The 25,013-nt window shown below is 63.0% G+C and carries 22 protein-coding genes; 12 read left to right on the top strand and 10 right to left on the bottom strand.

Annotated elements, in window-relative coordinates; translation table 11 throughout:
* The first annotated feature begins 10 nt into the window (after positions 1–10).
* Complete coding sequence (locus ABID77_RS14655; RefSeq protein WP_429597153.1) at positions 11–793, top strand: alpha/beta fold hydrolase; 783 nt, start codon at positions 11–13, stop codon at positions 791–793.
* 85 nt (positions 794–878) lie between these two features.
* Positions 879–2,219, top strand: coding sequence for an amidohydrolase family protein (locus tag ABID77_RS14650; RefSeq protein WP_429597148.1), 1,341 nt, complete (start codon positions 879–881; stop codon positions 2,217–2,219).
* 45 nt (positions 2,220–2,264) lie between these two features.
* Here the strand turns inward: ABID77_RS14650 and ABID77_RS14645 are convergent, their stop codons facing one another.
* The 4 genes from ABID77_RS14645 to ABID77_RS14630 form a co-directional block, all read right to left on the bottom strand.
* Entirely contained in the window at positions 2,265–3,137 is an 873-nt protein-coding gene (locus ABID77_RS14645) for a glucose 1-dehydrogenase (RefSeq protein WP_429597145.1), read from the bottom strand.
* A 55-nt stretch (positions 3,138–3,192) separates the two neighbouring features.
* Positions 3,193–5,055, bottom strand: a complete 1,863-nt coding sequence (locus tag ABID77_RS14640) for a glycoside hydrolase family 15 protein (RefSeq protein WP_429597142.1) — start codon at positions 5,053–5,055, stop codon at positions 3,193–3,195.
* Between the two features lie 117 nt (positions 5,056–5,172).
* Positions 5,173–5,889, bottom strand: a complete 717-nt coding sequence (locus tag ABID77_RS14635; protein WP_429597139.1) for an SDR family oxidoreductase — start codon at positions 5,887–5,889, stop codon at positions 5,173–5,175.
* A gap of 3 nt (positions 5,890–5,892) precedes the next feature.
* Positions 5,893–7,104, bottom strand: coding sequence for an MFS transporter (locus ABID77_RS14630; RefSeq protein WP_429597136.1), 1,212 nt, complete (start codon positions 7,102–7,104; stop codon positions 5,893–5,895).
* A 94-nt stretch (positions 7,105–7,198) separates the two neighbouring features.
* On the opposite strand from ABID77_RS14630, the gene ABID77_RS14625 reads away from it, so the two are divergent.
* Positions 7,199–8,092 carry a LysR family transcriptional regulator gene (locus tag ABID77_RS14625; protein ID WP_429597134.1) on the top strand — a complete coding sequence of 298 codons (894 nt, stop codon included), beginning with the start codon at positions 7,199–7,201 and terminating at the stop codon, positions 8,090–8,092.
* An 899-nt stretch (positions 8,093–8,991) separates the two neighbouring features.
* Here ABID77_RS14625 and ABID77_RS14620 read toward each other — a convergent pair.
* Complete coding sequence (locus tag ABID77_RS14620) at positions 8,992–9,225, bottom strand: BPSL0761 family protein (RefSeq protein ID WP_429597131.1); 234 nt, start codon at positions 9,223–9,225, stop codon at positions 8,992–8,994.
* A gap of 22 nt (positions 9,226–9,247) precedes the next feature.
* A complete protein-coding gene (locus ABID77_RS14615; RefSeq protein WP_429597128.1) occupies positions 9,248–9,622 on the bottom strand; it encodes a hypothetical protein in 375 nt (124 codons plus the stop codon).
* Between the two features lie 511 nt (positions 9,623–10,133).
* Between ABID77_RS14615 and ABID77_RS14610 the strand changes: the two genes are divergently transcribed.
* The 5 genes from ABID77_RS14610 (at position 10,134) to ABID77_RS14590 (ending at position 15,939) form a co-directional block, all read left to right on the top strand.
* On the top strand, positions 10,134–10,568 hold the full coding sequence (locus ABID77_RS14610) for a helix-turn-helix domain-containing protein (protein ID WP_429597126.1): 435 nt from the start codon (positions 10,134–10,136) through the stop codon (positions 10,566–10,568).
* Positions 10,569–10,765: 197 nt separating this feature from the next.
* Complete coding sequence (locus ABID77_RS14605; protein ID WP_429597123.1) at positions 10,766–12,004, top strand: site-specific integrase; 1,239 nt, start codon at positions 10,766–10,768, stop codon at positions 12,002–12,004.
* A complete protein-coding gene (locus ABID77_RS14600; RefSeq protein ID WP_429597121.1) occupies positions 11,991–13,514 on the top strand; it encodes a tyrosine-type recombinase/integrase in 1,524 nt (507 codons plus the stop codon). The genes ABID77_RS14605 and ABID77_RS14600 overlap by 14 nt, the downstream gene beginning before the upstream one ends.
* The gene (locus ABID77_RS14595) at positions 13,511–15,508 is read left to right on the top strand and encodes an integrase (protein WP_429597118.1); all 1,998 of its coding nucleotides are present in this window, start codon (positions 13,511–13,513) and stop codon (positions 15,506–15,508) included. Before ABID77_RS14600 ends, ABID77_RS14595 begins: the two co-directional genes overlap by 4 nt.
* A complete protein-coding gene (locus tag ABID77_RS14590; protein ID WP_429597116.1) occupies positions 15,505–15,939 on the top strand; it encodes a hypothetical protein in 435 nt (144 codons plus the stop codon). Before ABID77_RS14595 ends, ABID77_RS14590 begins: the two co-directional genes overlap by 4 nt.
* Before the next feature lie 244 nt (positions 15,940–16,183).
* On the opposite strand, the gene ABID77_RS14585 is transcribed toward ABID77_RS14590, so the two are convergent.
* Entirely contained in the window at positions 16,184–17,869 is a 1,686-nt protein-coding gene (locus tag ABID77_RS14585; RefSeq protein WP_429597113.1) for a glycosyltransferase family 39 protein, read from the bottom strand.
* 260 nt (positions 17,870–18,129) lie between these two features.
* Between ABID77_RS14585 and ABID77_RS14580 the strand changes: the two genes are divergently transcribed.
* From ABID77_RS14580 to ABID77_RS14565, 4 genes are all read left to right on the top strand, one after another.
* Positions 18,130–19,320 carry a glycosyltransferase family 2 protein gene (locus ABID77_RS14580; protein ID WP_429597110.1) on the top strand — a complete coding sequence of 397 codons (1,191 nt, stop codon included), beginning with the start codon at positions 18,130–18,132 and terminating at the stop codon, positions 19,318–19,320.
* Positions 19,310–20,221 (top strand): ChbG/HpnK family deacetylase, encoded by a 912-nt coding sequence (locus ABID77_RS14575; RefSeq protein WP_429597107.1) that lies wholly within the window; start codon positions 19,310–19,312, stop codon positions 20,219–20,221. The genes ABID77_RS14580 and ABID77_RS14575 overlap by 11 nt, the downstream gene beginning before the upstream one ends.
* A 16-nt stretch (positions 20,222–20,237) precedes the next feature.
* Positions 20,238–21,149 (top strand): LysR family transcriptional regulator, encoded by a 912-nt coding sequence (locus ABID77_RS14570; RefSeq protein ID WP_429597104.1) that lies wholly within the window; start codon positions 20,238–20,240, stop codon positions 21,147–21,149.
* Between the two features lie 61 nt (positions 21,150–21,210).
* Positions 21,211–22,008 carry a sulfite exporter TauE/SafE family protein gene (locus tag ABID77_RS14565; protein WP_429597101.1) on the top strand — a complete coding sequence of 266 codons (798 nt, stop codon included), beginning with the start codon at positions 21,211–21,213 and terminating at the stop codon, positions 22,006–22,008.
* A gap of 32 nt (positions 22,009–22,040) precedes the next feature.
* Here ABID77_RS14565 and ABID77_RS14560 read toward each other — a convergent pair whose 3' ends face one another.
* The 3 genes from ABID77_RS14560 to ABID77_RS14550 are packed head-to-tail and all read right to left on the bottom strand — an operon-like array spanning position 22,041 to position 24,893.
* Complete coding sequence (locus ABID77_RS14560; RefSeq protein ID WP_429597098.1) at positions 22,041–23,048, bottom strand: LLM class flavin-dependent oxidoreductase; 1,008 nt, start codon at positions 23,046–23,048, stop codon at positions 22,041–22,043.
* A gap of 58 nt (positions 23,049–23,106) precedes the next feature.
* Positions 23,107–23,988 (bottom strand): carbohydrate ABC transporter permease, encoded by an 882-nt coding sequence (locus ABID77_RS14555; RefSeq protein ID WP_429597094.1) that lies wholly within the window; start codon positions 23,986–23,988, stop codon positions 23,107–23,109.
* Positions 23,985–24,893 (bottom strand): carbohydrate ABC transporter permease, encoded by a 909-nt coding sequence (locus tag ABID77_RS14550; RefSeq protein WP_429597091.1) that lies wholly within the window; start codon positions 24,891–24,893, stop codon positions 23,985–23,987. The genes ABID77_RS14555 and ABID77_RS14550 overlap by 4 nt, the downstream gene beginning before the upstream one ends.
* Positions 24,894–25,013 lie beyond the last annotated feature (120 nt).

The following is a 25,013-nucleotide window of genomic DNA, read 5'->3' as shown; positions in this document are numbered from 1 at the left end:
GGCGGCAAGCATGACCACTCAAATCGTGAATGGCCTGGCCGTCGAGGTCAGCGGCGACGGTGAGGCCTTGCTGTGCATCCACGGCCTGGGCGGTTCGTCCAACGTCTGGACGCCGCTCGTGGCGCATCTGGCCCAGTTCAAGATCGTGCGGCCGGATCTTCCCGGCAGCGCCCGCTCACCGCTCCTGTCGGAGCCGCTGACGATTGCCGGCTACGTCCAGTCGCTGGTGGCACTGCTCGACGCGCTGGACATCTCGTCCGTCCACGTGGTTGGCCATTCGCTGGGAACTGTCGTGGCGCAGCACCTGAGCGTGGCGCATCCCGCGCGGGTCCGGTCGCTGGCGCTCTTCGGTACCCTGGTGGCGCCGCCCGATGCGGCACGTCCAGGCACGCTGGCGCGTGCGCAACTGGCTCGATCGGGTCTCCCGGCGATGCAGGAGATCGCCGATGCCATCGTTCAGGCTGCGACCTCAAAGGAGACCAAAGCGCAGCAGCCCGCCGTGCTGGCGCTCATCCGCGAAATCGTCATGCGCCAGCCGCCCGAGGGCTACGCCCAGAGCTGCGAAGCGCTGGCGGGCGCACAGTCCGCGGCCATCGAGCAAATCCGGGTGCCGACGCTGCTCGTGACCGGCGACCAGGATGGCGTTGCACCCGCGCCCAACGTCGCTGCGATGGCCGCACGCATCGCAGGCAGCCAGCAGGTTGTTCTCGCGGGCTGCGGGCACTGGACGCCTTTCGAGCAACCCGGTGCCTGCGCCGAACTCCTCCAGAGTTTCTACGAACGCATCGCCTGAGCGACCCGAGCAGTCGGGCTTGCATTTCTCTGTCAGTAACGTTTTTGCACCGCAATCGTCACCACAGTGACCCAAGGAGACACACATGACTCGCATCGCATTCACCAACGTCCGCATTTTTGACGGCACGGGCAGCGACCCCTACATGGGCGACGTGCTCGTGGAGGACAAGCGCATCGTCGAAGTTGCGCGGGCGCCGCAGCACGTGAGCACCGATGACGCGCGCGTCATCGACGGCCGAGGCCGCTTCCTGATGCCCGGCATGACGGAGGCCCACACCCATTTTTCCTGGAACGATCAGCCCTCGCTCGCGGCGATCCAGTTCATGCCGCCCGAGGAACACATGCTCTGGTGTGTGCGTGTGGCCAAGCGCTACCTGGACATGGGTTGGACCTCGGCCATCGGTGCGGCTGCGGCCAAAGCGCGTCTGGACGTCGTGCTGCGCAATGCCATCGACGCCGGCGAATTCCCCGGGCCGCGCTACCTCGCCGGCAGCCAGGAGATCACCACCATCGGCGCGCTGGGGGACAACACGCTGCCGCACATGAATTTTGAGGAGCTGAGCTTCGGCAGCGTGTGCAGCGGTCCCGAGGAAATCCGGCGCTCGGCACGCACCTTCATCAAGTACGGCGTCGATCACCTGAAGATCAACCTGTCGGGCGAGTACATCGCCGGCCTGCCCGCGGAGATGTCGCCTTTCGCAGAGGAGGAGGTGGCCATGCTGGCGCAGGAGGCCAAGCGCTACGGCAAGCGCATGGCGGCCCATGCGCGTTCAAGCGAATCGGTCAAGCAGTGCGTGCGCCACGGCATCGAGATGGTCTATCACGCGAGCTTCGCCGATGAAGAAGCACTCGACATGCTCGAAGCGGCCAAGAACAAGCACTTCGTTGCACCGGGCATCGGCTGGCTGATCCGCACCACGTACCACGCAGCCGATTACGGCATCACTGAAGCCGTGGCCACGCAGATGGGCTACAAGCGCGAACTGGAAATCGCATCGGCTTCGCTGCGCGAAATGCACAAGCGCGGCATCCGCATCCTGCCCGGTGGCGACTACGGGTTCGCCTGGATGCCGCACGGCACCAACGCCAACGACCTGCAATACTTCGTCGATTACATCGGCATGACGCCGAAGGAAGCGCTACTGGCGGCGACCAAGCTGGGCGGCGAGATCATGATGCGTCCGGAGGAACTGGGACAGCTGAAAGCCGGCTATCTGGCCGACATCATCCTCGTGAACGGCGATCCGCTGAAAGACCTGTCGATTCTCACGGACCCGACCAAGGTGCAGCTGGTCATGAAAGACGGTGTCATTCACAAGGATTGCGCCACGCCGGTACCGAACGAGGCGGCGTTGCACCTGGAAGGCGCGGACTCACCGCTGCAGGAAAACGGCGTGCGCGAAGCGCTCGCGGAAATGCACTGAATGGCACGCAGCGGGCGTGGGTATGAAAACCACGCCCGCTGGGCGTTACAGCAGTGCGGCGCCGCCCGTGACTGCGATCATCGCGCCAGAGATGTAGCTGCCTTCGTTGGAGGCCAGCATCACGAAGGGCGGTGCCACCTCGACGGGCTGGCCCGGGCGCTTCATGGGCACCTGTTGACCGAAACCCTCGACCTCTTCGTCGTTCATCGTCGCGGGAATCAGCGGCGTCCAAATCGGACCCGGCAGCACGGCGTTCACGCGGATGTGCTTTTCGGCGAGCAGCTTGGCCAGGTTTGCCGTGATGTTGGTGATCGATGCCTTGGTGGCCGAATAAGCCACCTGACGCGGCATCGGCATCTTCGCGTTCATGGAAGCCGTGTTGATGATCGAGCTGCCGGGTGCCATGTGCGCGCAGGCGGCCTTGATCAGATAGAACATGGCGTGCACGTTGACAGCGAAATGATGCTCCCAGTCTTCCTCGGTAATCTCGTCGATCGAGTCGGCACACTTCTGGAAGCCCGCGTTGTTCACTAGCACGTCAATGCGACCGAAGGCATCGACGGCCTTCGCGACGATGACCTTGGCCGATTCGCGCTGGGCGATGTCGGCTGCGACGACGACGGCTTTGCGTCCCGCCTGCTCCACCCACCGCGCCGTCTCGGCCGCATCGTCGTGTTCGTCGAGGTAGGCCAGGACCAGGTCGGCGCCTTCCCGGGCGTACGCGATGGCCACCGCACGGCCGATGCCGCTGTCAGCACCCGTGACGATGGCCACCTTGCCTGCCAGACGGCCAGAGCCGCGGTAGCTTTCTTCACCGTGATCGGGATGCGGGTTCATGCGCTCGGTGCTCCCCGGATAGGATTGGCTCGGCGTGTCGAACGGCGGCTCGGGAAAGTGGTTGGCTTGTTGATCTGACATGTTGCTTCCTTGAGTTGATTAAAACGTTGAAGGCTGAACAATCGGCTGCTGGCGCTCAGGAACCGACAGGTTTGACAGGGATGGAGGCCAGCCGAACGGCCTCGTGGATGAGCGCCATGTGCGTGAACGCCTGAGGAAAGTTGCCGAGCTGGGCACCGGTCGGGATGTCGAACTCCTCGGCGTACAACCCGACATGGTTCGAACGCCTTGAGAGCTGCTGGAACAACGCGACCGCTGCCGCTGTTTCGCCCGACTCGGCGAGCACCGCAACGACCCAGTACGAGCAGGCAGCGAACGCGCCTTCCTCCCCCGGCAGTCCATCGTCGAAACGGTAGCGGCGATACAGGTCGTCGTGACCCAGTTCCTGCTGAAGTGCCTTCAACGTCGCAGTCATGCGGGGATCGTTGGCCGGCACCATGTCCATCAGCGTCAGACGAAGAAGCGACATGTCGAGGTCGGTTCCGCCGTACTCCATGACAAATGTGCCAGCCCTCTCGTTCCATCCGTTTTGCAGGCAGTCCGCCTTGATCGCATGGCGCTGTTCGGGCCAGTGCAGTGGCACTTCTAGGCCGATGCGCGGTGCCAGGGCAATGGCGCGGTCCACGGCAACCCAGCACATGGCCTTGCTGTGGAGCATGTGTCTGGGCCGTCCGGGAAGCTCCCAGATGCCTTGGTCGGGTGTCGGCCAGCTTTGGATCGCTTCCTCGCACAGACGGCTGACGAAATCCGGAAGCGCGCTGACGAGCGAGGCACACAGGCCCTCGGTTCCATGCTGGCTGATGTATGAATTCAGGGCGGCCAGCAGCTCGCCGTAGATCTCGTGCTGCTTCTGGTCGACAGCGCCGTTACCGGACGGTATGGGGGTGGAACCCTTCCAGCCTGCGAGGTGCGTCATCTTCACCTCGTCCGGCGCTGGTTTGCCTTCGACGGTGTACATGACGCGCACGGCTTCGCCGCCGTGGCACGCGCCCTGCAGGAACCTGAGGAATTCAGCGGCTTCGCGCCGATGTCCGAGGTTCAGGAACGCGGAAACCGAGAACGAAGCGTCACGGGTCCAGACGAACCGGTAATCCCAGTTCCTGATACCCCCGGCCACCTCGGGCAGGCCGGTTGTGGGCGCCGCAATCATGGCGCCAGTCGGCGCATAGGTCAGCAACTTGAGGCACAGCGCGCTGCGTTCGACGGCGCTCTCGTAGGGACCGCGATAGGTTCCCCGTGCATTCCAGTGCTGCCAGTAGCGTTCGGTCTCGATCAAGTGTTCCTGTGCGTCGCTCACGCCTGCCTCGAGCACTTGGGCTTGCGAGAGGATCACGGTGAGGTGCTCGCCCTTCTGCAGCGTGACGCTGCACGTCACGACCGGACCGTCGGCGGCCAGATCGTGCGACGCCGTGACGTACAAGCCCTGGTCCCCATAGTCGGCTGACTTTCCCGCAATCAATGGCACGACGGTGCGTCGTCCCCAGTCGAATCCCGGCTGCACACGAACCTGCACGTTGACCGTGCCGGCTTCGCACCGGATGAGCCGGATCAATCTTCCTCGGCTTTCTGAGTCAGGCCCGACCGGCCCAGCCTTGCTCAACGCATGAACGGGCATGAAGTCGCAAACGACAATGGCGCCGGTGTCTGCGCGCAGCGAGGTTTCCAGGATGTTCGTGCGCGCGCGGTAGCGCTGAGCCTTCGAGACCACGCCACCCTCCACATGAACGCTACAGGCGCCACCGATTCCGGTGTCCAGCAAGCCCGCGAACACCGGGTCGGCGTCAAAGCGTTCCAAGCACAGCCAGTCGATCATGGCATCGTTCGCGACGAGCGCCGCACCGCGCATGTCACCGATCAGGGCATGGTCCGTAATCGGTCTTTCGTTGGGCTTCGAGGAAGCCAGGACGCGACGGTTCAGTGCCGAGGCATGAGGTTGCAAGATGGAACTCCGAGCGATCGTCGAGATGGAAAAGCAGGCGGGTGAACTGCAGGCACGAAGCAGGCAGCTTCGCCGACGCAGGGTTAGTGGCCTGTCGTCGGCTGGGCGTTGTGCCTGTCAGGTCAGGCTGCCACCGCCATTGACGTGGAGGACTTCACCCGTCAGATAGGGGTTGGTCAGCATGGACAGCGCGGCCTCGGCCAGATCCTCGGGCGCGCCGACCTTTCGGGCGGGCAGCTTTGTGGCGAGGTCGCTGAAGAAGGCCTTGCGACTGGCCTCGTCCATGAAGCTCCAGCCCTCGGTTTCGACCACGCCCGGCGAAATCGCATTGACGCGAATCGGTGCCAGCTCTACGGCCAAGGCACGGGCCAGACCTTCGACGCCCGCGTTGAGCGCGGAGACCATGGACGTGCCCGCGCCAGGCCGGTCCGCGGCGAGTCCCGAGAAGAACAGCACCGACCCACCTGCATTGAGCTGGCTGAGACCGTGCTGAACCAGGTTGATCGGACCCCAGAATTTGCCCGACAGCATGTTCTCGATGGCCGAGCGCTCCATGCTGGCCAGGGGACCGTAGGTCAGGTCAGCGGCGGTCGAGACGAAATAGTCAAACTTGCCGATCTCGGCGAATGCCGCTTGGGCCGACATTGCATCGCCGAGGTCCATTTGAACGGTGACCGCCTTGCCGCCCAGGCGCGTCGCCGCATCCGCCAGCTTGGCGCTGGAGCGCCCGAGGATGGTGACGCGGGCGCCTTGGGCCAGTGCGATCGACGCGATGGCGAAACCGATGCCGCTGTTGCCGCCGGCAACGACGAGGTGTTTGTCTTGGAGCTTCATTTGTCAGATTCCTTGGTTGGTGATGGTTGAAGAGGAAGTCGAGGTGAGGGGTCGGCGGGCCGCATCCGCTTTGCGAAGGAGGAACGCAAGCGCCAGGGCCAGAACAAGTGGCGCCAGTCCGGCCGCCATGGGAGTGAGAGGAGACACACTGCTGGCAAAGCCGCCGAGGCTGGAGCCTGCGGCGATGCCGACGTTGAACGCCGCGATGTTCATTCCGGAGGCGAGCTCAGGACTGCCGGCAGGGTTCTGCTGCGCGGCAACGAGCACCGTCTTTTGCAGGACCGGCACGGCCGCGAACGACGCCAGACCCCACACCAACATAGAAAGGGCCATGACGACGATGGAGGCCGAGCCGAGCCAAGCGAGAACCAGGGCGAGGGCCAGGCTCAAGATCACTGACAGAACGGCAACCCGGCTGCCGAAGCGGTCCACGAAACGCCCGCCCAGGGTGTTGCCTGCGGCGGCGCTTGCGCCGTAGAGCACGAACATGCCGGTGACACCCGCTGTGCCCAGGCCGGTGGCGTTCTCGAGCAGGACCGAGATGTAGGTGAAACCGGTGAAAGAGCCGGCATAGGTGAGCGCGGTGATCAGAACCGGATGCAGCGTCCGGCGATCCGAGACCGTGGACCACACCGAGGGCGAGGCCGATGCCTCCGTGGCCGCACGTGGCGTGCTCGATGGCGCGAACAACATCAACGCGATCGCACCCACGCCACCGATGACGGCGATGGCCAGAAAGACGTACTGCCATCGGAACGTGCCTCCGGCCAGGGTGCCGAGCGGAACCCCCAGAAGAAGCGCCAGGGTCAGGCCACCAAACACGGTCGCGATCGCAGCGCCGCTGCGCTCCTTGCCTGCCGCCGCTGCCGCCGTGGACGCAGCAAGGGCGAGCACGAGGCCGTGCATCAGGCCGGCCACCAAGCGGCTGCCCAGCAGCAATGGCAGCGATGTCGTCGTGGCGGTGAGGACGTTGGCCGCGACGAAAAGCCACATGCCGGCGGCCAGCACTGTTTTACGCGACGCGTTGGCAAGCATCGCGCTGAGCACCGGTGCGCCGATGCTGACCCCGATGGCGTAGATGCCCACCATGAAGCCCACGGAGCCGACCTGCAAGCCCGTGCTGCTGGCGATCGAGGGGACCAAGCTGATGGCAACAAACTCCGCAAAGCCCAAGGCGAAAGTGCAGGCGCTGAGCGCAAGGAGGGCGGGTGACATGTAGGGCTCCAGTGATCGAAGGCCTCATGTTAGAAATTTGCGCAGGAGTTGATAATCCAGCGTTTATGCAACAGACCTTTGCTGCATGGCAAATATGAAGACCCTGGACGGCCTGCTCGAATTCATTGCCGTTGTGGAGTGCGGCACCTTCACCGGCGCGGCGCGGCAACTGGGCGTTTCCGTGTCCCACATCAGTCGTCAGATCGCCGATCTGGAGCACCGCCTGCAGGCGCAGATGTTCGTGCGGACCACGCGTCAGATGCAACTGACCGAACCTGGAAGTCGGCTGTTCAAGACCTGTCAGCCCTTACTGGAGGAAGTGCTTCAGGCGCAGGAAAATGTGGTCGCGAACCAAGAGATGCTGGAAGGCATGATTCGCATCAGTCTGGCGGGGAAATTTGCAGAAGAACAACTCGTGCCTGCGCTCACCCGCTTTTGCGTTGAGCATCCTGCAATCGAACTTGACATCGACATCTCAGCCCGCAACGTGGACTTGCTGGCTGAAGGATTTCATTTAGCTGTCCGTGTCGGGCCATTGGCAAGCAGCACGTCGCTGATAACCACAAGACTTCTGACGGTGCCAATGCGCGTTTTGGCCAGCCCTGGACTGATAGCAAGAATTAGAAATATCAAATTACCTGAACATCTCGACGCTGCTTTATGCCTGCCGTTGGGAGAGCGTATCTGGCGATTGAAAAAAGGCACGAAACAGTTCGACTTGAAGCCTGCTGGACGGTTTTCCAGCAACAGCGGCGCAGCCATGGTCCGCGCAGCGATTAACGGCCTTGGGGTTATTCAAGTGCCAGCCTATTACGCAGCAGGCGTGGTTGAGAGCAGCCAGTTGCTACCCTTGCTCGATGATTGGGATTCAGTTGATCAAACCGATTTCTATCTTGTCTATCCTGCAAGCCATCATATGGCATCAAGAGTGCGCACTCTGATCGACTATCTTCGGGCGCATTTTCTTAACAAATCTGATGTCTATTGATGATAAATCAGAGAATGTGATCAGCAAAATCAAGATAATTCCACCAATTGGTTGCAAAAGCCTGCTTGATGCTCATTGGCGTCATTCGCGCTTTGCAGGCGACTGTCTGCAAACAGTCTTTTGCAGCCGGTCGTCACGGGCTGCTATGCAGCGGGTGCCGTTCGCGGGGTGAGCGACGATGGCGTCTTTGCTGCCCAGAGGCCCGATAGGCGGTCCTGTAGTCGCCGAAAAGTACGACTGAGGCTGCCAGCTCTGATCCCCGCCAGTGCCTCTTCCAGAAAGCATCTATGGCGTTGATTTCTACAGTATTGCGTCATTGGCTCGATAGCACTCCGCACGAGACCCAAGGGGCCGACGGGCCGCTGCCACCGGGACCAGCAATTCGTTTACAGGCACTGCCGTCGGAAGCATTCGGACATCGCTGACATTCGCCTCCACAAGCCGAACGTCTCTTAAGCAAGACGGCGAAGCTTCAATCGTCGCTGAAGCTCCTTCCCGCGAGCAACGGCAAGTTCATGCAGCGCTCGCAATTCCTCCGGTGTAAGCCTCTCAGGACGTTGCGGCCGTGTATTTGGTTTAGGTGATCGATTTTCCAAGATTTCAGCAGCGTCGACCGCCCCTCTCTTTTGCGCAGTGATGGCCGTACGCTGTAATCATTTTACCCATGTCCTTAACGATCGACGCAGCGAAATCAACCCACCATCCAAGCTTCCAAGCTTCCAAGCTTCCAAGCTTCCAAGAAGGCAACGGTGTCGTGCGCCCCCATACTTCGTGCGAGATCCACAGCCACCAAGCCTTATGTGCTCCGAGCGTGAATGTGCGCGCTTTGCTCTAAGAGCAACTTCAGTGCGGGCGAGACCGATATGCTGATCAACGAACAGGCGAGTGGCGAGTGCCGCTTACTGCTCAGGTTCTGGGCCAATCCAATCGCTCACAGGAACGGCATCCATGGTCGCAGCTGCCTTGATCTGGGAAGGTTGGGGATAGTGGCGAAGTATGCGAACGGCCAGTGCACGCAGTTTTTCCGGCACAGGGCCGCCCCAGTTTGCTTCGTCCTTGCTGGCAATCTGAATGTCGCGAAGCATCTCGCCCGCCCATTCGATCGCGCGGCGTCGTTCGTAGGGTCGCGTCATAGGTATCCCTCGTGAGGCCTTTCTATTGCAGCGCCGCTTGCATTGCTCGCCAGAACTCGGCGGTGACATCAGTCGGATCTCCCGGGAGCCTATGGTGCGAGGCCAAAAAAATTAGAAGGTCGGACTCGATCTCCTGCCCTGGTACATCATGGGTCCGGTAGACCCTTCCCGAAGACGTTACCCATTTGCGCTGAGCAAGATCCACATCAACGATCGCCGTCGTCATGCGGCAGCGCTCGGTGTCCGGCAAATAGCCAAACAGATGCCGAGCGCGGTTTCCGTCCTCGATCACTCTCCAAAACCAGAGATCCATGGAAGGCTGGTCGGCGACCGACGGTGCCGGAACAACCGTGTACGTGGCCTCGATTGCGGAAACCAGGGGGAACTTTCTGGTCATCCGTTTCCATGATTTGACGGTTTCCTAGGCCTGCCGCGTCGGGTGGACTGCCGCGGCCGATCATCTTGATGCTCCGTTGTTTGGGCGCGCGAGCGCCACACCGGTACCGATCCGGGTCTTAGGACATCGGCGCCACTCCAAAGGCTCCGGAACTCTCCCCGCCTGTCCTCGAAAACGAGGATGCGTCCTAAGCCAGCATCTCGCTCATCCCACACGCTTGAAATGTCGTGAGCCTCCCATCCATATTCCGTCGGCATCAGCATCTGCAAGCACCGCAGCGTTGGCCCTGGCGATTTCCGTTGGATCCAGTGCCGCAGGTCACGCTCCAACAGCACCAGCGCAGTCCCGCGGACGGCATCGAACGTGGACTCATCAGACCACGAGCAAAGGAACACTGGCTCGTCGAATTCGAGTTCGACCGCAGGCCACGCGCGTAGCCCGTCGCCAGCAAGCGTAGGAAGTTGGTTTTGATTAACAGTCAGAAACACGCTAACTCGCTGTTTTCTATGTAGTGTTTTTCTATTCTAAGTGCGGAAATCCGGGTGTGCCAAGCTCGAAGATTCCTGCTGCGAAGAAGACGTTCGGACGAGCGTTCCGAACTGTGCGTCTTGCAAAAGGCAAGACGCAGGAGGATTTCGTGCAGACGAGCGGAAGAACGCATGTCAGCATGCTTGAAAGAGGCGTGAACACACCCACGCTCACTACCATTGAAGGGCTGGCTTCCGAACTCAGGGTTCACCCCTTGACCCTTGCCGCATTGACCTACGCACCGCAGCCAACGGCAGAAGCGATCGCTTCATTGCTCGAGCGTGTGAAGGCGGAGGTAGCAGCGCTCGGCGCGGCGAAGTTTGCGCCATCGGCCTCAAGATCTCGCGCTTCCTCAGATGGCAGAACTGATGAGGAAGCAAGGTCTCGACCGCCGAAGCGTCCGAGGCCGAGAACTTGATGTCATTTCGACACAAACAATCGGCTTTAGGTCTTTATGGCGACTAAGGACCGGCGTTGCGTCTGAAGAGGGTGCAGTGCATCCTCCCCACTTTGTCTACGACAACGCGGCGTCGAATGTAGTGCCTGCTTATCCAGGATCGCGACCAGTTCATGAGCTAGGTCAAGACACCGCTTTGTCAATGTTTGTGGGATCACATGACGAAGTATGTTGCGAGGCCGATCAGGTTCCGAAATGGTGAGAGGTTCTTCGTGCTGTCAGGGCCGAACGGCCTGCCGGTCCACGAGGTAACACTGTTCCTTGGTACGTTTCGCACGAGGGGCCTCGCTGCCAACACCATCCGCTACGCGTGCGTAGCACTAGCTTTGCTCTACCGCACGCTTGGCGAGGTTGACCTGCTGGCCCGCTTGCGCAGCGGCAAATTCTTGAGTTCTGCAGAACTGGGTCGCTTGACTTCGAGCGCTCAGTACCGGATCGATGAACTCATTCGCCCGAGTGCCCATCGCTCTCATAAAGTCGTGGACATTCGCAAGATCGCAATGCGTCGCAAAGCGACTGCAGCTCAAGTAAACGCCGTAGTCAAAGACACACATTCCTCTCGGCTGCGCTACATCGCCAATTTTCTTGAGTACCTCGTGGACTATGTGCACAGTGGTCTTCCAATGGAGCAACAGCGAGAGTTCAAGAATCGGTGCGCGGAAGAGATTGCGAAATTTAGAGCAGCTATCCCTAAGACTTCCCGCAATGCAAAGCTGGGCAAGCGTCAAGGGCTGCCACGGGAGATTGAAGACCGTTTGTTGTCCGTGATAGATCCGCTGTCCACCAACAATCCTTGGCACCACCCTTTTGTTCGCGAACGAAACTGGATCATTTTCGTACTGATGCTTGGGTTGGGTATACGAATTGGCGAACTGCTCGGTGTTGAGTTGGCAGACCTGGATCTTGCAACGTGCAAAGTACGAATTGTTCGGCGAGCCGACGCCGTCGAGGACCCGCGTCTAGAGCAGCCCAACCCCAAAACGCGCGACCGCGAACTCGAGCTTAGGCCTGGGATCATGAAGCGATTGGTTGCGTACATCTCCGACCGTCGGCACCTTCGCTTCGCCGCCTTTCATCCGAAGCTCATCGTCACGGACGATGGGAAAGCAATCTCGATGTCCGCCGCGCAGAAAATGTTTGCAGACCTTCGACGGGTTTGCCCGTGGCTGCCCGATCACTTCACCAGCCATGGGCTGCGCTTCACTTGGAACGACAGGTTCTCTGAAAAGGCCGACGAACTCGGCATCAATGATGCGCACGAAGCAAGCGCACGCAACGAGCAGCAAGGATGGTCGGAGAACTCTAAGTCTGCAGCCGTCTATACCCGCCGAAGTTCAGCTGCGATCGGCCGCTCGCTCTCGCTCAAGTTGCAGGAGAAGCTTGATGCGGAAATCTGATTGGCCCTTAAGCGCCGACATCATCACTGCGCTGCCACTGCAGATTCTTACGTACGGTGGCACGCTGATCGACACCCGCCCGCAAGTCTGGGAGTGGACGGAAGGTGTTCATCGCTGCCATCTCGACTTTGGAGTGAGTCATCTATCTGGATTTGAGACCTGTTTAAAGCTTGCGCTATTGCCATTTGTCATGGGCAGGTCCTCAGCGCATGTGCAAAACCTCTTTAATACCTTCTCTGAAATGACGGCCTTCCAGCACGAGCGCTATGGTTCGGTAGTGACAACGCAGAGAGTGTCTGATTGGGCCGCCAGTCTTGCAGAAAGCAGCAGATGGCGCCTAGGCACGGTGAACGGGCTGCTTCAGAAGTGGGTGGCTCTGCGATTGCCCGGCGTGGAGCCGTCGTGCGCGGACTATTTAAGCCGGCGACGTATCCCCGGGAACGTGAAAGGCAAAGCAGTCGAAACGAGGGATCCTGTAGAAGGACCGTTCACCGAGCAGGAGTTCGTTTCGCTAAACGCGGCCGCCAACGCAGCTTATGGGCGTGCGGAGCTTCCAATGTGGACACTGGTGCTCTTCAGACTGCTATCAGCCTGCGGAGCCCGAATTTCACAGTATGCATCTTTGAAGATTCGAGACTTTGATGAAGATTCGCGTGTGCTGCAGCTCCCGAGGGCCAAGACAGGTAATGCCCACCAAAGGGTAAGTTTTCTCGAGTGCGATATTTCCCCGCAGACCAGCCAACTTCTAAGTGAGTACATCCGCGCACTACGCGTTGCCGGATTCAAAAACGACGATGCGCTGTTCCCGCAGTCACACATCAACTCGCTCGCCGACCTTAGTAGTCGCAGTGTTGGCGATCTTTTCCGCGGACACTGCTTAGCGACAAACCTTTCAAAGGTCTTCAGCAGGCGTATGTCTGAGTTTGCTCCGGCCACCGAGCGCCTAGATTACGCCCCGATGCCGGTTACAGCCAGGCGATTCAGGTACACGTTCGGCACCCGACTGGTGGAGGAAGGGGCAAGTAAGGCTGTGGTGGCTGATCGGTTAGCGCATGCCGACCTGCAAAACGTTGGCGTCTACTTCGCCGCCTCCCCCAAAATCATCGAACGAATCAACACTGCGATTGGTGCGATGCTCGCGCCAGTCGCACAGGCCTTTCAAGGCAAATTGGTGCGTGGCAAAGCTGAAAGCACTTTAAAAGGGCAACCAGACAGCGTCATCATTGACTTTCGAATATCAACGAAGAGCTTAGGCGCATGTGAGGGCGGTTGCAAAGGATGTGGTTTTCTAAAACCAGACGGCTGCTACACCTGTTTCAGATTCGAACCGTGGGTCGACGCTCCCCATGAGAGTGTTTTGGAGCGTTTGAAACTTGAACGCCGGCTAATCTCGGACGCGAGGATTGCTGCGGTCAAAGACTTAACAATCAAAGCGGTTGAAGAGGTCATTGCATTATGCAATGAATTTTTCCACAATAACCCTTCTGAAGCGCATAGGATTACGCGATGACGGCATCAGTGCTTTACTTTACCCCAAAGAATGAACTGAGCGCAACGGAGAACATTCGCGCGTTTGTTTTGCTATGCAGATCATCAATGGTGTTGCGTGCATGTGAGCAGTGGACGTCGAACAATTGGGAATGCGGCTACCTAAAGGGGCATAACAAGAAAAATCGCGCGAATTTCGTGACGTTGGACGCGGCCGCGGCAAACGCATTTACACCCAGCTTTCCGGCGCCGTTCTTGGATTTTGCGAAAGCAATCATTGTGTACATGCAAGACTATGCCCCGGTGGTGAGTCAAGCGCCTCGGATCGGAGCCTTACGCTGCATCGAAAGCGCTCTAGTCGATCTAAATAAAGATTCGCGTCCTAGCGCTGTCAATGAAGTTGTACTTGACAGAGCTGTGGAGCTTGCGCGGACCAGTGTCTCGCCATCCGTTGCCTATCGAATCGCTGGTCAAATCGAGGCAATCGCTCGCCTGATGCGGGAAAGTCAATTCATTTCACTCAGGCATCGATGGCATCATTCAATGAGCAAGCCCGCCGAGCTAGGAAGTCGAATTTCGCAGCAGGCATTGAAGCGTCGCAGAGAAGTGTTGCCGTCTGCCGCGCTTATTAAAGCTCTGGGCATAATTTTTTTCGAATCAAAGGAACCGCGCGACGTTATGGTTGGGAGCACCACAGCACTAATGTTGTGTGCGCCTGAACGGATAAACGAGGTTTTGCGCTTGCGCAGAAACTGTTTTGTGAACGGACAAAACGAGTTTAAGGGGGAGCTAGGTCTACGGTGGAGTGGGTCCAAGGGCTTTGCGGACACGACGAAATGGTTGCCAACCGTCATGGGCCCGATTGCGCGCGAGGCAGTAGGCAATTTACTTCGCGCGAGCCATTCCGGGCACGAGCTAGCCGTTTGGTATACCCGAAATTCCGGAGCTATTTACCTTCACCACAACGTTACTCATCTGAGGACTAAAAAGACGTTGAGCCTAGCGGAAATTTCCGAAATTCTCTGGGGTCGTAAGAATATTGAAAGCGCGAGGAGGTTCATGTCAGATAAGCATGTATCGGCCTTAAACGGCAGCAAATCGGTAAAAGAGGAATTTAGTTTTCTTGACTTTGAAAAAGCCGTCCTGTCGATGTTGCCGGAAACATTCCCCTGCGTGCCTGGAGACCCCAATCTAAAATTTGAGGATTCGCTTGCAGTGATGCGTACTAACGAAATGCACCCGCGTAAAGCAACTTATCTATGCATGTTTGTAGCTATTGATTACAACGCCGTCACAAATTCATTCGGCAGGGCGGGTCGTGGTCTCTCAATTTTCGATCGTTTTGAATGTTTTGAAGATGATGGCACCTCCCTGTATCTAAAAAGTCACGGATTGCGTCATTATTTAAATATGCTTTCGCAAACTGGTGGCTTGAACGACTCTGATATTGCCATTTTCTCTGGTCGAAAAGACATTCGTCAAAATCGCTTTTATGATGACCGATCCTCCGAAGAAGTCCAAAAACCTGTCACGCTTGCCCTTCAGGCGGGTATGACATCGCATTTAGAAGTTCGGCGCGACCGGCCGACGAGAGTTGTAAAGCGCGGATCATTTCGCGGTCTGTTTTTGGGCGCTGCACATACGACTGATTTCGGCTTTTGCGAACATGACTTCGCGAGTGAGCCGTGCCAGTTGTTCCGAGATTGCATGAATTGTTCGGAGCAAGAGTGCATAAAAGGCGACGACGAAAAAGAAATGAATTTGAGAAGTGCAAAGCATGAGACCGCGATATTGTTAAAGCGGGCCGAGGCGTCGCTTTCAAAAGAAGAATACAATGCTAACACTTGGGTTTTGCATCAAACCAGGACGCTTGAGCGAATTGAAGCATTGCTTTCAGTGTTCGATGATCCAAAGGTCAGTATTGGTGCTCGAATACGGTTATCCGCTGACAATATTCCGTTAATCAAACGCGATAAAGCACAGATTGAAATTAATCTTTCTCAAAATATCTCGTGAAAAAACCAAGATCGCCGGATTTAACTGCAACGAGGGTAGAAGAGATTCTTGATATTCTAGACGTTTGGGAGGGTAAGTTGACGTGGAATCTTTTACTTGAGTCGTATAAAAAATCGAGTGGAATCCTTTATTCTAGATTTACGCTGCTTGAGCATTCTGAGATAGCAAACGCATTCGATCTAAGAAAGAAATCTCCCAAGTTTGGCTTGCCATCAACGAGGCGACAGTCGAAAGACGGAAAGTTGGAGGCGTTGGAAAATTCCATTCATCGACTTCACTCCAAAGTGGAGCGATTGAGTGAACAAAATGCTCTTTTCCACGAGCAGTTTGTGACGTGGGCCTTGAATGCTCAACGCCAGGGGGTCACCATGGAGATGCTGAACGCGCCGCTGCCTAAACCTGACCGAGATCGCACGAAGGGGTTGAAGTAGGCATGCGCACTGACAGTACCAACATCCACAACCCACAAAACAATGGAAGGCCAGCGTCTGCATAGATCAAGCATGCTTACCAACATTTCGCTTACCATTCGAGCCAAGGTTCTGGCAAATTAGCGGGTGGAACTGGGGCGCTACCCACAGTGCTAAGTGGTGGTTACCTTTTTGATCCCGGGCCGCGATGCGGCTCCGCACGTCGGTCGAGCCTTGCGGGTCCTCACGGCCCGCAAGGCTTTTTTCATGGGCCGGGCACGACGGGCATGGCGACGGCCGACGCCGCCGGCGGCAGGATCGCCCACCCCACCGGCACCCTGAACTCGCGCCCGAAGCGCCGCACGGCGATCGCCAGCGGCGGCTGCACGCGCAGGCCCGGGAAGCGCCGGGACCAATCCGCCGGCGGCACGGCGTCGGGCGTTTCCAGCACCTGGCCCGACACCGCCTCCCACACGAACACCGCGCCCTGCGCGCGCACCGTCGCGTCGTCGAGCCAGGCGGCGCGGCCGGGGTCGGCGTCGATGTAGACCGACGGCCGCCCGCCGGCCTGGGGCGGCAGGTACTGCGCGACGTTGCCGGCCGGCCAGGCATGACCGGCGACGATGCGCAGCGGCGCGTCGCGGCCCACGGCGCGGTGCCAGCCCTGCGCCACGTCCACGGCGATCTCGCGGCCGGGGTAGTGGATGCGCGAGAGCCGCCCGCGCGCGAGCGGCCCGCCGATGGCGATCAGTCCGTAGAGCAGCACCAGCACCAGCGTCCAGACCGCGAAGGCCCCCGCGAAGCGCCGGGGATGGCGCAGGCGCAGGCCGAGCGCGGCCGCCAGCGCCGGCCCGATCACCAGGAACAGCGGCGAGCCCCACATGTCGTGCAGGTGCACCCCGGCGGCGCCGGCGACGAGGTAGATCAGCAGCGGGCCGCCGCCCATCGCCGCCAGCAGCCAACCGTCGCGGCCGCGCAGCGCAACGGCGCCGTCGCGCCCTCCGCCGGCAGCGGCGGCCGCGGAGGCGGCGTCGACATGGGCTGCGGCGCCGGTGGCCTCCGCGCGCGCCTCCGGACGCGGCGCGGCGCCCCGGCGGCGCCGCCAGCCGTTGGCGATCCACAGCAGCAATGCCAGCGGCGCGACCGAGCCGGCCTGCGCGCCCAGGAAACCGGCGATGTCCTTGAGGCGGCCCGCCACCGCGCCGCCGGACTCGCCGCCCACCGGGGCCGCGCGCGCGGCAGCGTAGCGCAGCGTCGGGTAGTCGTTGGCGTGCGCCCAGGCCAGGTGCGGCGCGAACATCGCCAGCACGATCGCCAGCGTCAGCCACGGACCGGCGCCGCGCCAGTGGCCGCGCAGCGAGGGCACCGCGATCAGCGCCACCACCATCGACGTCGGCAGGGTCAGGAACGAGTATTTGCCCAGCGCCCCGAAACCGCACGCCACGCCCAACAGCACCCACCAGCCCAGGCCGGCGGCGCCCGCCGTGCCCGGCGCGCGGCGCGCGGCGCGCCAGAAGGCCAGCGAGGCGATCGCCCAGCACGGGTACTGCACCACGTTGGCGTTGAATTCGAGTCCGGTGAGGTTGTAGTAGTTGACGCCCTCGAGCGCCATCACCGCCGCCAGCGCCATCCACGGCGGCAGCACGTCGCGCGCCAGCTCCCAGGCGGCCCAGAAGGCGGCGGCGATGGCGAGCTGCGACAGCAGAAACAGTGGCCAGTCCGCCGAACCCCAGCGGAACAGCTCGGCCAGCCAGCCCGAGGCCGGCGGGTGCTTGTAGTAGCCGGCCTGCCACTCGCGGCCCCAGCTCAGGGCCTCGATGGTGTCGAGCGGCAGGTTGGCCGCCAGCAGGCTCGGCAGCAGCGTCCACAGCGCGACGTGCAGGAACGCGAAGAGCCCGAAGGCGGCGGCCGGCGACAGGGCGTGCGGGTGGGAGGTGCGGTCAGGGCGCATCGTGGGACGGCGGGCGGAGGGGTAAACAGGGACATGGCGGCGGGCGGCGGACGTCAGCGAAGACAATCGAAACCGGCCCGGTACCGGGCGACGCGGTGCGCGTGGCGGCCTGCGGGGGTCGGCGTGCCGACGCGCGCCGCGGCGTGCGGATTATCCCCATCGCGCCGCGTGGTGCCGTGCCCCGCGCCACGCGGCGCCACGTACATTGCACGGACGGGGCGCCGCTTGGCGCGCACCGCCGTCCCTCGAAACGAACGAACATGTCCTTCTATCCGCCTTCGCTGGAAGACTCGCCCGACCCGATCTCCCAGGCCTCCTACGCCGCGCGGCTCGCGGACGCCTTCGCCGCGCTGCCCTCGGGCAAGGCCGGCACCGCCACCGGCCGCGAGACCCTGCGCCTGAGCTGCGTGGTGCCGGCCTACAACGAGGCCGGGCACCTGGCCGAATTCCTGAACGCGCTGCACGCCGCGCTCACCGCCCTCACGCCCGAGGTCGAGATCATCGTCGTCAATGACGGCAGCCGCGACGCCACGCGCGAGATCGCCCACGCGCACGCCGAGGCCCTGGGCGTGCGCTACCTGGAGCTGTCGCGCAACTTCGGCAAGGAGGCGGCATTGACCGCCGGCATCGCCCACGCGCGCGGCAACGCGGTGCTGCTGATCGACTCCGACTTCCAGCACCCGCTGTCCCTGGTGCCGGAGATGGCCCGGCTCTGGCGCGACGGCTACGACATGGTCTACGGCGTCATCGCCGAGCGCGACGCCGAGTCCTGGGGCAAGCGCGCCGGCAGCGACGTCTTCTACGGCCTGCTGCGCATGGGCAGTTCGCTGCCCATCCCCAAGCACGCGGGCGACTTCCGCTGGATGGACCGCAAGGTGGTCGACGCGCTGCGCCGCCTGCCCGAGCGCAACCGCTTCATGAAGGGGCTCTACGCCTGGGTCGGCTTCCGCTCGGTGGCCCTGCCCTTCACGCCCGACGCGCGGCGCGGCGGCGAGTCGAGCTTCAGCCTGCGCGGCCTGGGCATGCTGGCGCTCGAGGGACTGACCTCCTTCAGTTCGCTGCCCCTGCGGGTGTGGAGCGCGGCCGGGCTGATCATCTCGTTCCTGGCGATCTGCTACGGCCTCTACATCGCCGTGGGCGCCTGGCTGTACGGCAACCCGCTGCAGGGCTGGCCGACCCTGGCCGCCGGCCTGATGCTGTTCTCCGGCGTGCAGCTGCTGTCGATCGGCATCCTGGGCGAGTACATCGGCCGCATCTACGTCGAGGTCAAGCGCCGCCCGCTCTACCTGCTGGCCGAGGACCTCGACCACAGCCCGCTGACCGACGCGCACCACCCGCATCCGCAGGTACAGGCCCAGGCCCAGCCGTCGCGCCCGCGATCGGAACCCCACGCCGCCCATCGACCGCGGAACACCACGAAGGACGAGGGCGGAGCGCCGCATGCCGGCTGAAGCGACGACGGACACGTCCCGCGCGACGGCGCGGCCGACCGTCGCGGCGGTCCGCGCGCCCGTGCGCATCGCCCTGTGCGCCGACGACTTCGCGCTGCACCCCGCGGTCGACGACGCGGTGCTGCGCCTGGCCCGCCAGGGCCGCCTGGGCGCAACGAGCTGCATGACGACCTCGCCGCGCTGGGCCGAGTCCGCGCGCGGGCTGCGCGCCGACGCGCCGCCGACGCTGTCGACCGGCCTGCACTTCAACCTCACCGAAGGCCACGGCGACGCCGCGCCGACGCTCGTGGCCGTGCTGCGCGACACCTACGCGCGCCGCCTGCCGATGGCCGACGTGCGCGAGCGCATCGTGTGCCAGCTCGACGCCTTCGAGCAGGCCATGGGCCGGGCGCCGGACTTCGTCGACGGCCACCAGCACGTCCACCAGCTGCCCGGCGTGCGCGACGCGTTGCTGGACGTGCTGATGGAGCGCTACGGCGGCGGCTCGGACCCGCCCTCATCGACATCGGCAGCGGGCCCGTCGCCGATGCCCGCCGTGCGCGCCACGGTGCCGGCCCGCCGTGGCTGGGGCGCGGGCAAGGCCGGCGTGCTGGCGGTGCTGGGCGGCTGGTGGTTCCGCCGCCGGCTCGACCACCTGGGCATCCCGCACAACACCGGCTTCGCCGGCGTCTACGGCTTCGACGCCCCCACCCCGGCCGACTACGGCCGCCACATGGAGCGCTGGCTCGCCGGCAGCCCCGACGGCACGCTGATGATGTGCCACCCGGCGACCTCGCTCGTCGCCGGCGACGCCATCGCGGCGCAGCGCGTGGTGGAGTTCGACTACCTGTCGTCGGCCGCCTTCGGCGACAGCCTGGCGCGCCACGGCGTCGAGCTGTTGCGCTTCGACGGCCGGCGCTGAAGCGCCGGACCCCACCATGCTCACCCACCGACAGCTGCGCTACTTCGTGGAGATCGTCGATGCCGGCAGTTTCAGCCTGGCCGCCGAGCGCCTGTTCATCGCCCAGTCGGCCTTGAGCCGGCAGGTGCGGGAGATGGAGCAGGCGCTGCAGGTGCGGCTGCTGGAACGCGATGCGCGCCACTTGGAGACGACGGCGGGGGGCCGGTCGCTGTATGCCGATGCCCGTCGCATCCTGGCCTCGCTCGAGGAAGCCGCGGTCAACGCCACCCATGCGCAGCGCGGCACCGAAGGAACGTTGCAGCTGCTGCATTCGACTTCCGTGCCGCTGGGCGCACCCATCCTGGCGCTGCTGCGGCGGCACATCGCTTCGCATCCGGGCGTGTCGATCGAGGTCTCGCAGGCGTCGTCGGAGCATCAGGCCCTGGACCTCCACGAAGGACGCGCCGATGTCGGCCTGGCGCGCGCGCCCATCCTGCGCCGCTACGGCAGCGTGCATTACGAACCGCTGTACGAGGAGGCCCTGGTCGTGGCCGTCCCCGCCGGTCACGCGCTGGCCGGCCGGGACGGCGTCACGGTGGCCGAACTCCGCCAGGAACGCTTCGTCGCCCTGCCCCACCTGGAACGCGGAGGCCTGAGCCACCGCGTGGCGGAACTGTGCCGGGCCCAGGGATTCCAGCCGTCGGCCGCTCCCGTCCGTTCGCGCAAGTGGGCGCAGCTGGCATTGGTGCAGGAGGGCTTCGGCATCGCCGTCGTGCCGGCGTCCATGGGCCGATGGGCACCCGAAGGCGTATGCCCGGTGCCCCTTCGCGGCGACGGCTGCACCAGCGGCGTCCTCGCCCTGTGGCGACACGACGCTCCCGCGCTGGTGCGTCGCTTCACCCGCGCGATGCGGGAGGCCCTGGGCGCCGGGGCCGGCGCGTCCAGCTGATTTCGAGATCGATGCGCGCCGCATTCTGAATGGGCGTTTCGAGCCGGTGCCGATAGATTGGATGGCTTCCATCATCTCCATCGGGTGCTTCGTGAACGTCCTGCTCTCTTCCTTCCAGGTCAGCCTGCCCCTGCCGCCGCCGCACCTCTTGGCCGTGTGCCTGGGGATCGTCGTCGCCTACGTGATCTTCGGTCTCGCGGGCTTCGGCACCGCGCTCGTGGCCGGTCCGATCCTGGCGCAGTTCGTGCCGGTCGCCACCATCGTGCCGCTGCTCGCCCTGCTGGATTTCGCCGCGTCGGGCGTGAACGTGGCGCGCGACGGCAAGGCCGCCGATCTGGCGGAACTCCGACGCATCGTTCCCGCGATGGCATTGGGCAGCTTGAGCGGTGCCGCGATCCTCCTGTGGGGCCGGCCGGAGACGCTGCTGCTGGCGCTGGGCATCTTCGCCGTCGGCTACGCGCTGTACTCGCTGAGCGGCTACCGATCGGGAGCGAGGTTCACCCCGCGCGCCGCGCTGCCCTTCGGACTCGTCGGCGGGGTGTTCTCGGCCTTGTTCGGCAGCGGCGGTTTCATCTATGCCATCTACCTGGCCGGGCGCATCGAGTCCAACGAACGCATCCGCGTCACGCAGTCGACGTTGATCGGGCTTTCCACACTGACACGCGCCCTCCTGTTCCTGGGGGCCGGTGTCTATGCCGACCGCAGGATCCTGATGCTGGCCGCCGTGCTGCTGCCGGCCATGCTGATCGGAACCGCGATCGGGCGGCGCATCACGCTCTCACTGTCGCGGACGCAGTTCCTGCGGATCGTCAGCCTGATCGTGCTGGGCTCCGGCACGGCCCTGATCCTGCGCTACTAACTGCACTGAATCCGGGAGGGGATCACCCTCCCTCAGGCCGGCGTCAGCTCGTGCTGAACGCTCGCCAGGATCTCGTAGGAGCGCAGCCGCGCGGCGTGGTCGAACACCTGCGAGGTCACCATCAGCTCGTCGGCGCCGGTGCGCTCGACGAAGGCGGCGACCTGCTCGCGCACCGTCTCGGGCGAGCCCACGGCCGAGCACGACAGCACCGAGTCGAGCAGCGCGCGCTCGGCCGGTCCGGCGTTCTCGCGGTAGCCCTGCACCGGCGGCGGCAGGCGGCCCGGCCGGCCGCTGCGCAGGTTGACGAAGGCCTGCTGCCACGAGCTGGCCTGGAAGCGGGCCTCGGCGTCGGTGTCGGCGGCGAAGACGTTGAAGCCCAGCATGACGTAGGGGCGGGCCAGCTGCGCCGAGGGCTTGAAGGTCTCGCGATAGAGGCGCACGGCCTGCATCATCTGCTGCGGCGCGAAGTGCGACGCGAAGGCGTAGGGCAGGCCCAGGTGCGCGGCGAGCTGGGCGCCGAAGGTGCTCGAGCCCAGGATCCAGACCGGCACCTTCAGGCCCCGGCCCGGCACCGCCAGCACCGGCTGGCGCGGCGCGTCGCTCATGAAGTCCATCAGCTCGATGACGTCCTGCGGGAACTGGTCGGCGTCGGACTGCAGGTCGCGCCGCAGGGCCTGCGCGGTGCGCTGGTCGGAGCCCGGCGCGCGGCCCAAGCCGAGGTCGATGCGGCCGGGATAGAGCGATTCGAGCGTACCGAACTGCTCGGCGATCACCAAGGGCGAGTGGTTGGGCAGCATCACGCCGCCCGCGCCGATGCGGATGGTCGAGGTGCCCGCGCCGATGTTCGCCAGCAGCACCGACGTCGCCGCGCTGGCGATGCCCGGCATGCCGTGGTGCTCGGCCAGCCAGTAGCGCCGGTAGCCGAGCTTCTCGCCGTGCTGGGCGAGCGAGAGCGAGTTGCGGAAGGACTGCGCGGGGGTGCTGCCTTCGCAGACCGGGGAGAGGTCGAGGATGGACAGCGGAGTGGATGGCGTGGTCATGCGCCCATCATCCGCCGGTCGGAAAACGCCTGCCGCGACGAGGTCACTCCCGGCAGGCTCACTCCTTGACCGAGCCCGTCATGCCCGAGACGTAGTACTCGACGAAGAACGAGTAGATGAAGGCCACCGGCAGCGAGCCCAGCAATGCGCCGGCCATCAGCGGCCCCCACTGGTAGACGTCGCCCTGGACCAGTTCCGTGACCACGCCCACCGGCAGGGTCTTGACCTCCGACGAGGAGATGAAGGTCAGCGCGTAGATGAACTCGTTCCACGACAGCGTGAAGGCGAAGATGCCCGCCGAGATCAGTCCCGGCACCGCCAGCGGCAGCACGATCTTCACCAGGATCTGCCAGCGGTTGGCGCCGTCGATGAGGGCGCACTCCTCCAGCTCGGCCGGGATGGAGCGGAAGTAGCCCATCAGCAGCCAGGTGCAGAACGGGATCAGGAAGGTCGGGTAGGTGAGGATCAGCGCCCAGCGGGTGTCGAACAGGCCGAGGTTGAACACCACGTTGGCCAGCGGGATGAACAGGATCGACGGCGGCACCATGTAGGCCAGGAAGATCGCCAGCCCGACGTGCTTGGCGCCCGAGAAGCGCAGCCGCTCGATGGCGTAGGCCGCGAACACCGACGCCGCCAGCGACACGAAGGTCGACACCACCGACACCAGCACCGTGTTCCACAGCCACTGCGGGTAGGCGGTCTGGAACAGCAGCTTGTGAAAGTGCGCCAGCGTCGGCGTGACGACCCAGAACGGATTGCCGTCGCGCGAGAGCAGCTCGGCGTCGGGCTTCACCGAGGTGATCGCCATCCAGTAGAACGGGAACAGCAGCACGATCAGGAAGACCACCAGCGGCAGGTACACCGTCACCATCTTGCGCGGCACCGAGTCCAGGAAACTCATGCCGACGGTGTCGGCGCGGGCGTCGGAGGTCTTGCTCATTTGTCGGTTCCACCCTGTTGCCAGGCCCGGCGCTGCAGGCCGAAGAAGCTGAACATCACGCAGGCCAGCAGGAAAGGCACCATGGCGATGGCGATGGCCGCGCCCTCGCCGAGCGCGCCGCCGGAGATGGCGCGCTGGAACGACAGCGTGGCCATGAGGTGCGTCGCGTTGAGCGGCCCGCCGCGCGTGATGACGTAGATCAGCTGGAAGTCGGTGAAGGTGAACAGCACCGAGAAGGTCATCACCACCGCGATGATCGGCGTGAGCAGCGGCATCGTGACGTGGCGGAACTGCTGCCACGGCGTCGCGCCGTCGATGGCCGAGGCCTCGTAGTAGGACGGCGAGATGGTCTGCAGGCCGGCGAGCAGCGTGATCGCCACGAAGGGCACGCCGCGCCAGACGTTGGCGATGATCACCGCGATGCGCGCGTTCCACGGGCTGCCCAGGAAGTCGATGTAGCCGTCGATCAGGCCCATCTTCACCAGCGCCCAGCTGATGATCGAGAACTGCGAGTCGTAGATCCACCAGAACGCGATCGCCGACAGCGCCGTCGGCACGATGTAGGGCAGCAGGATGACGGCGCGGAAGAAGGTCTTGAAGCGGATGTTGCGGTTGAGCAGGATCGCCAGCCACAGCCCGAGGAAGAACTTCAGCACGCTGGCCACCGCCGTGTAGAACAGCGTGTTGAACAGCGCCAGCCGCACCACCGAGTCGCTCCAGAGGTACTCGTAGTTCTCCAGCCCGATCCACTGCCCCGGCCGCCCCACCTTGGCGTCGGTGAACCCGAGCCAGGTCCCCAGCCCGAGCGGATAGGTCAGGAACAGCAGCAGCAGCACCGCCGCCGGCAGCATGAACATGAAGCCCAGCGCGTTGCGGCTGTTCTGCATCCTCGCGAGTAATTTCATGGAATCTCGTTCATAAAGCGGACCATCGATGCCGTGTCAGGAGCCAGTCCGGGAACACCGTGGAGCCGGCTTTGCCGGGCCACTGGTGTTGCCCCCTGGAAGGGGGTTGGCGAAGCGACA

Source organism: Variovorax sp. PvP013, assembly GCF_050435945.1.
In the GTDB taxonomy this organism is placed as follows: domain Bacteria; phylum Pseudomonadota; class Gammaproteobacteria; order Burkholderiales; family Burkholderiaceae_C; genus Variovorax.
This window is presented reverse-complemented; position numbering and strand designations above follow the sequence as displayed.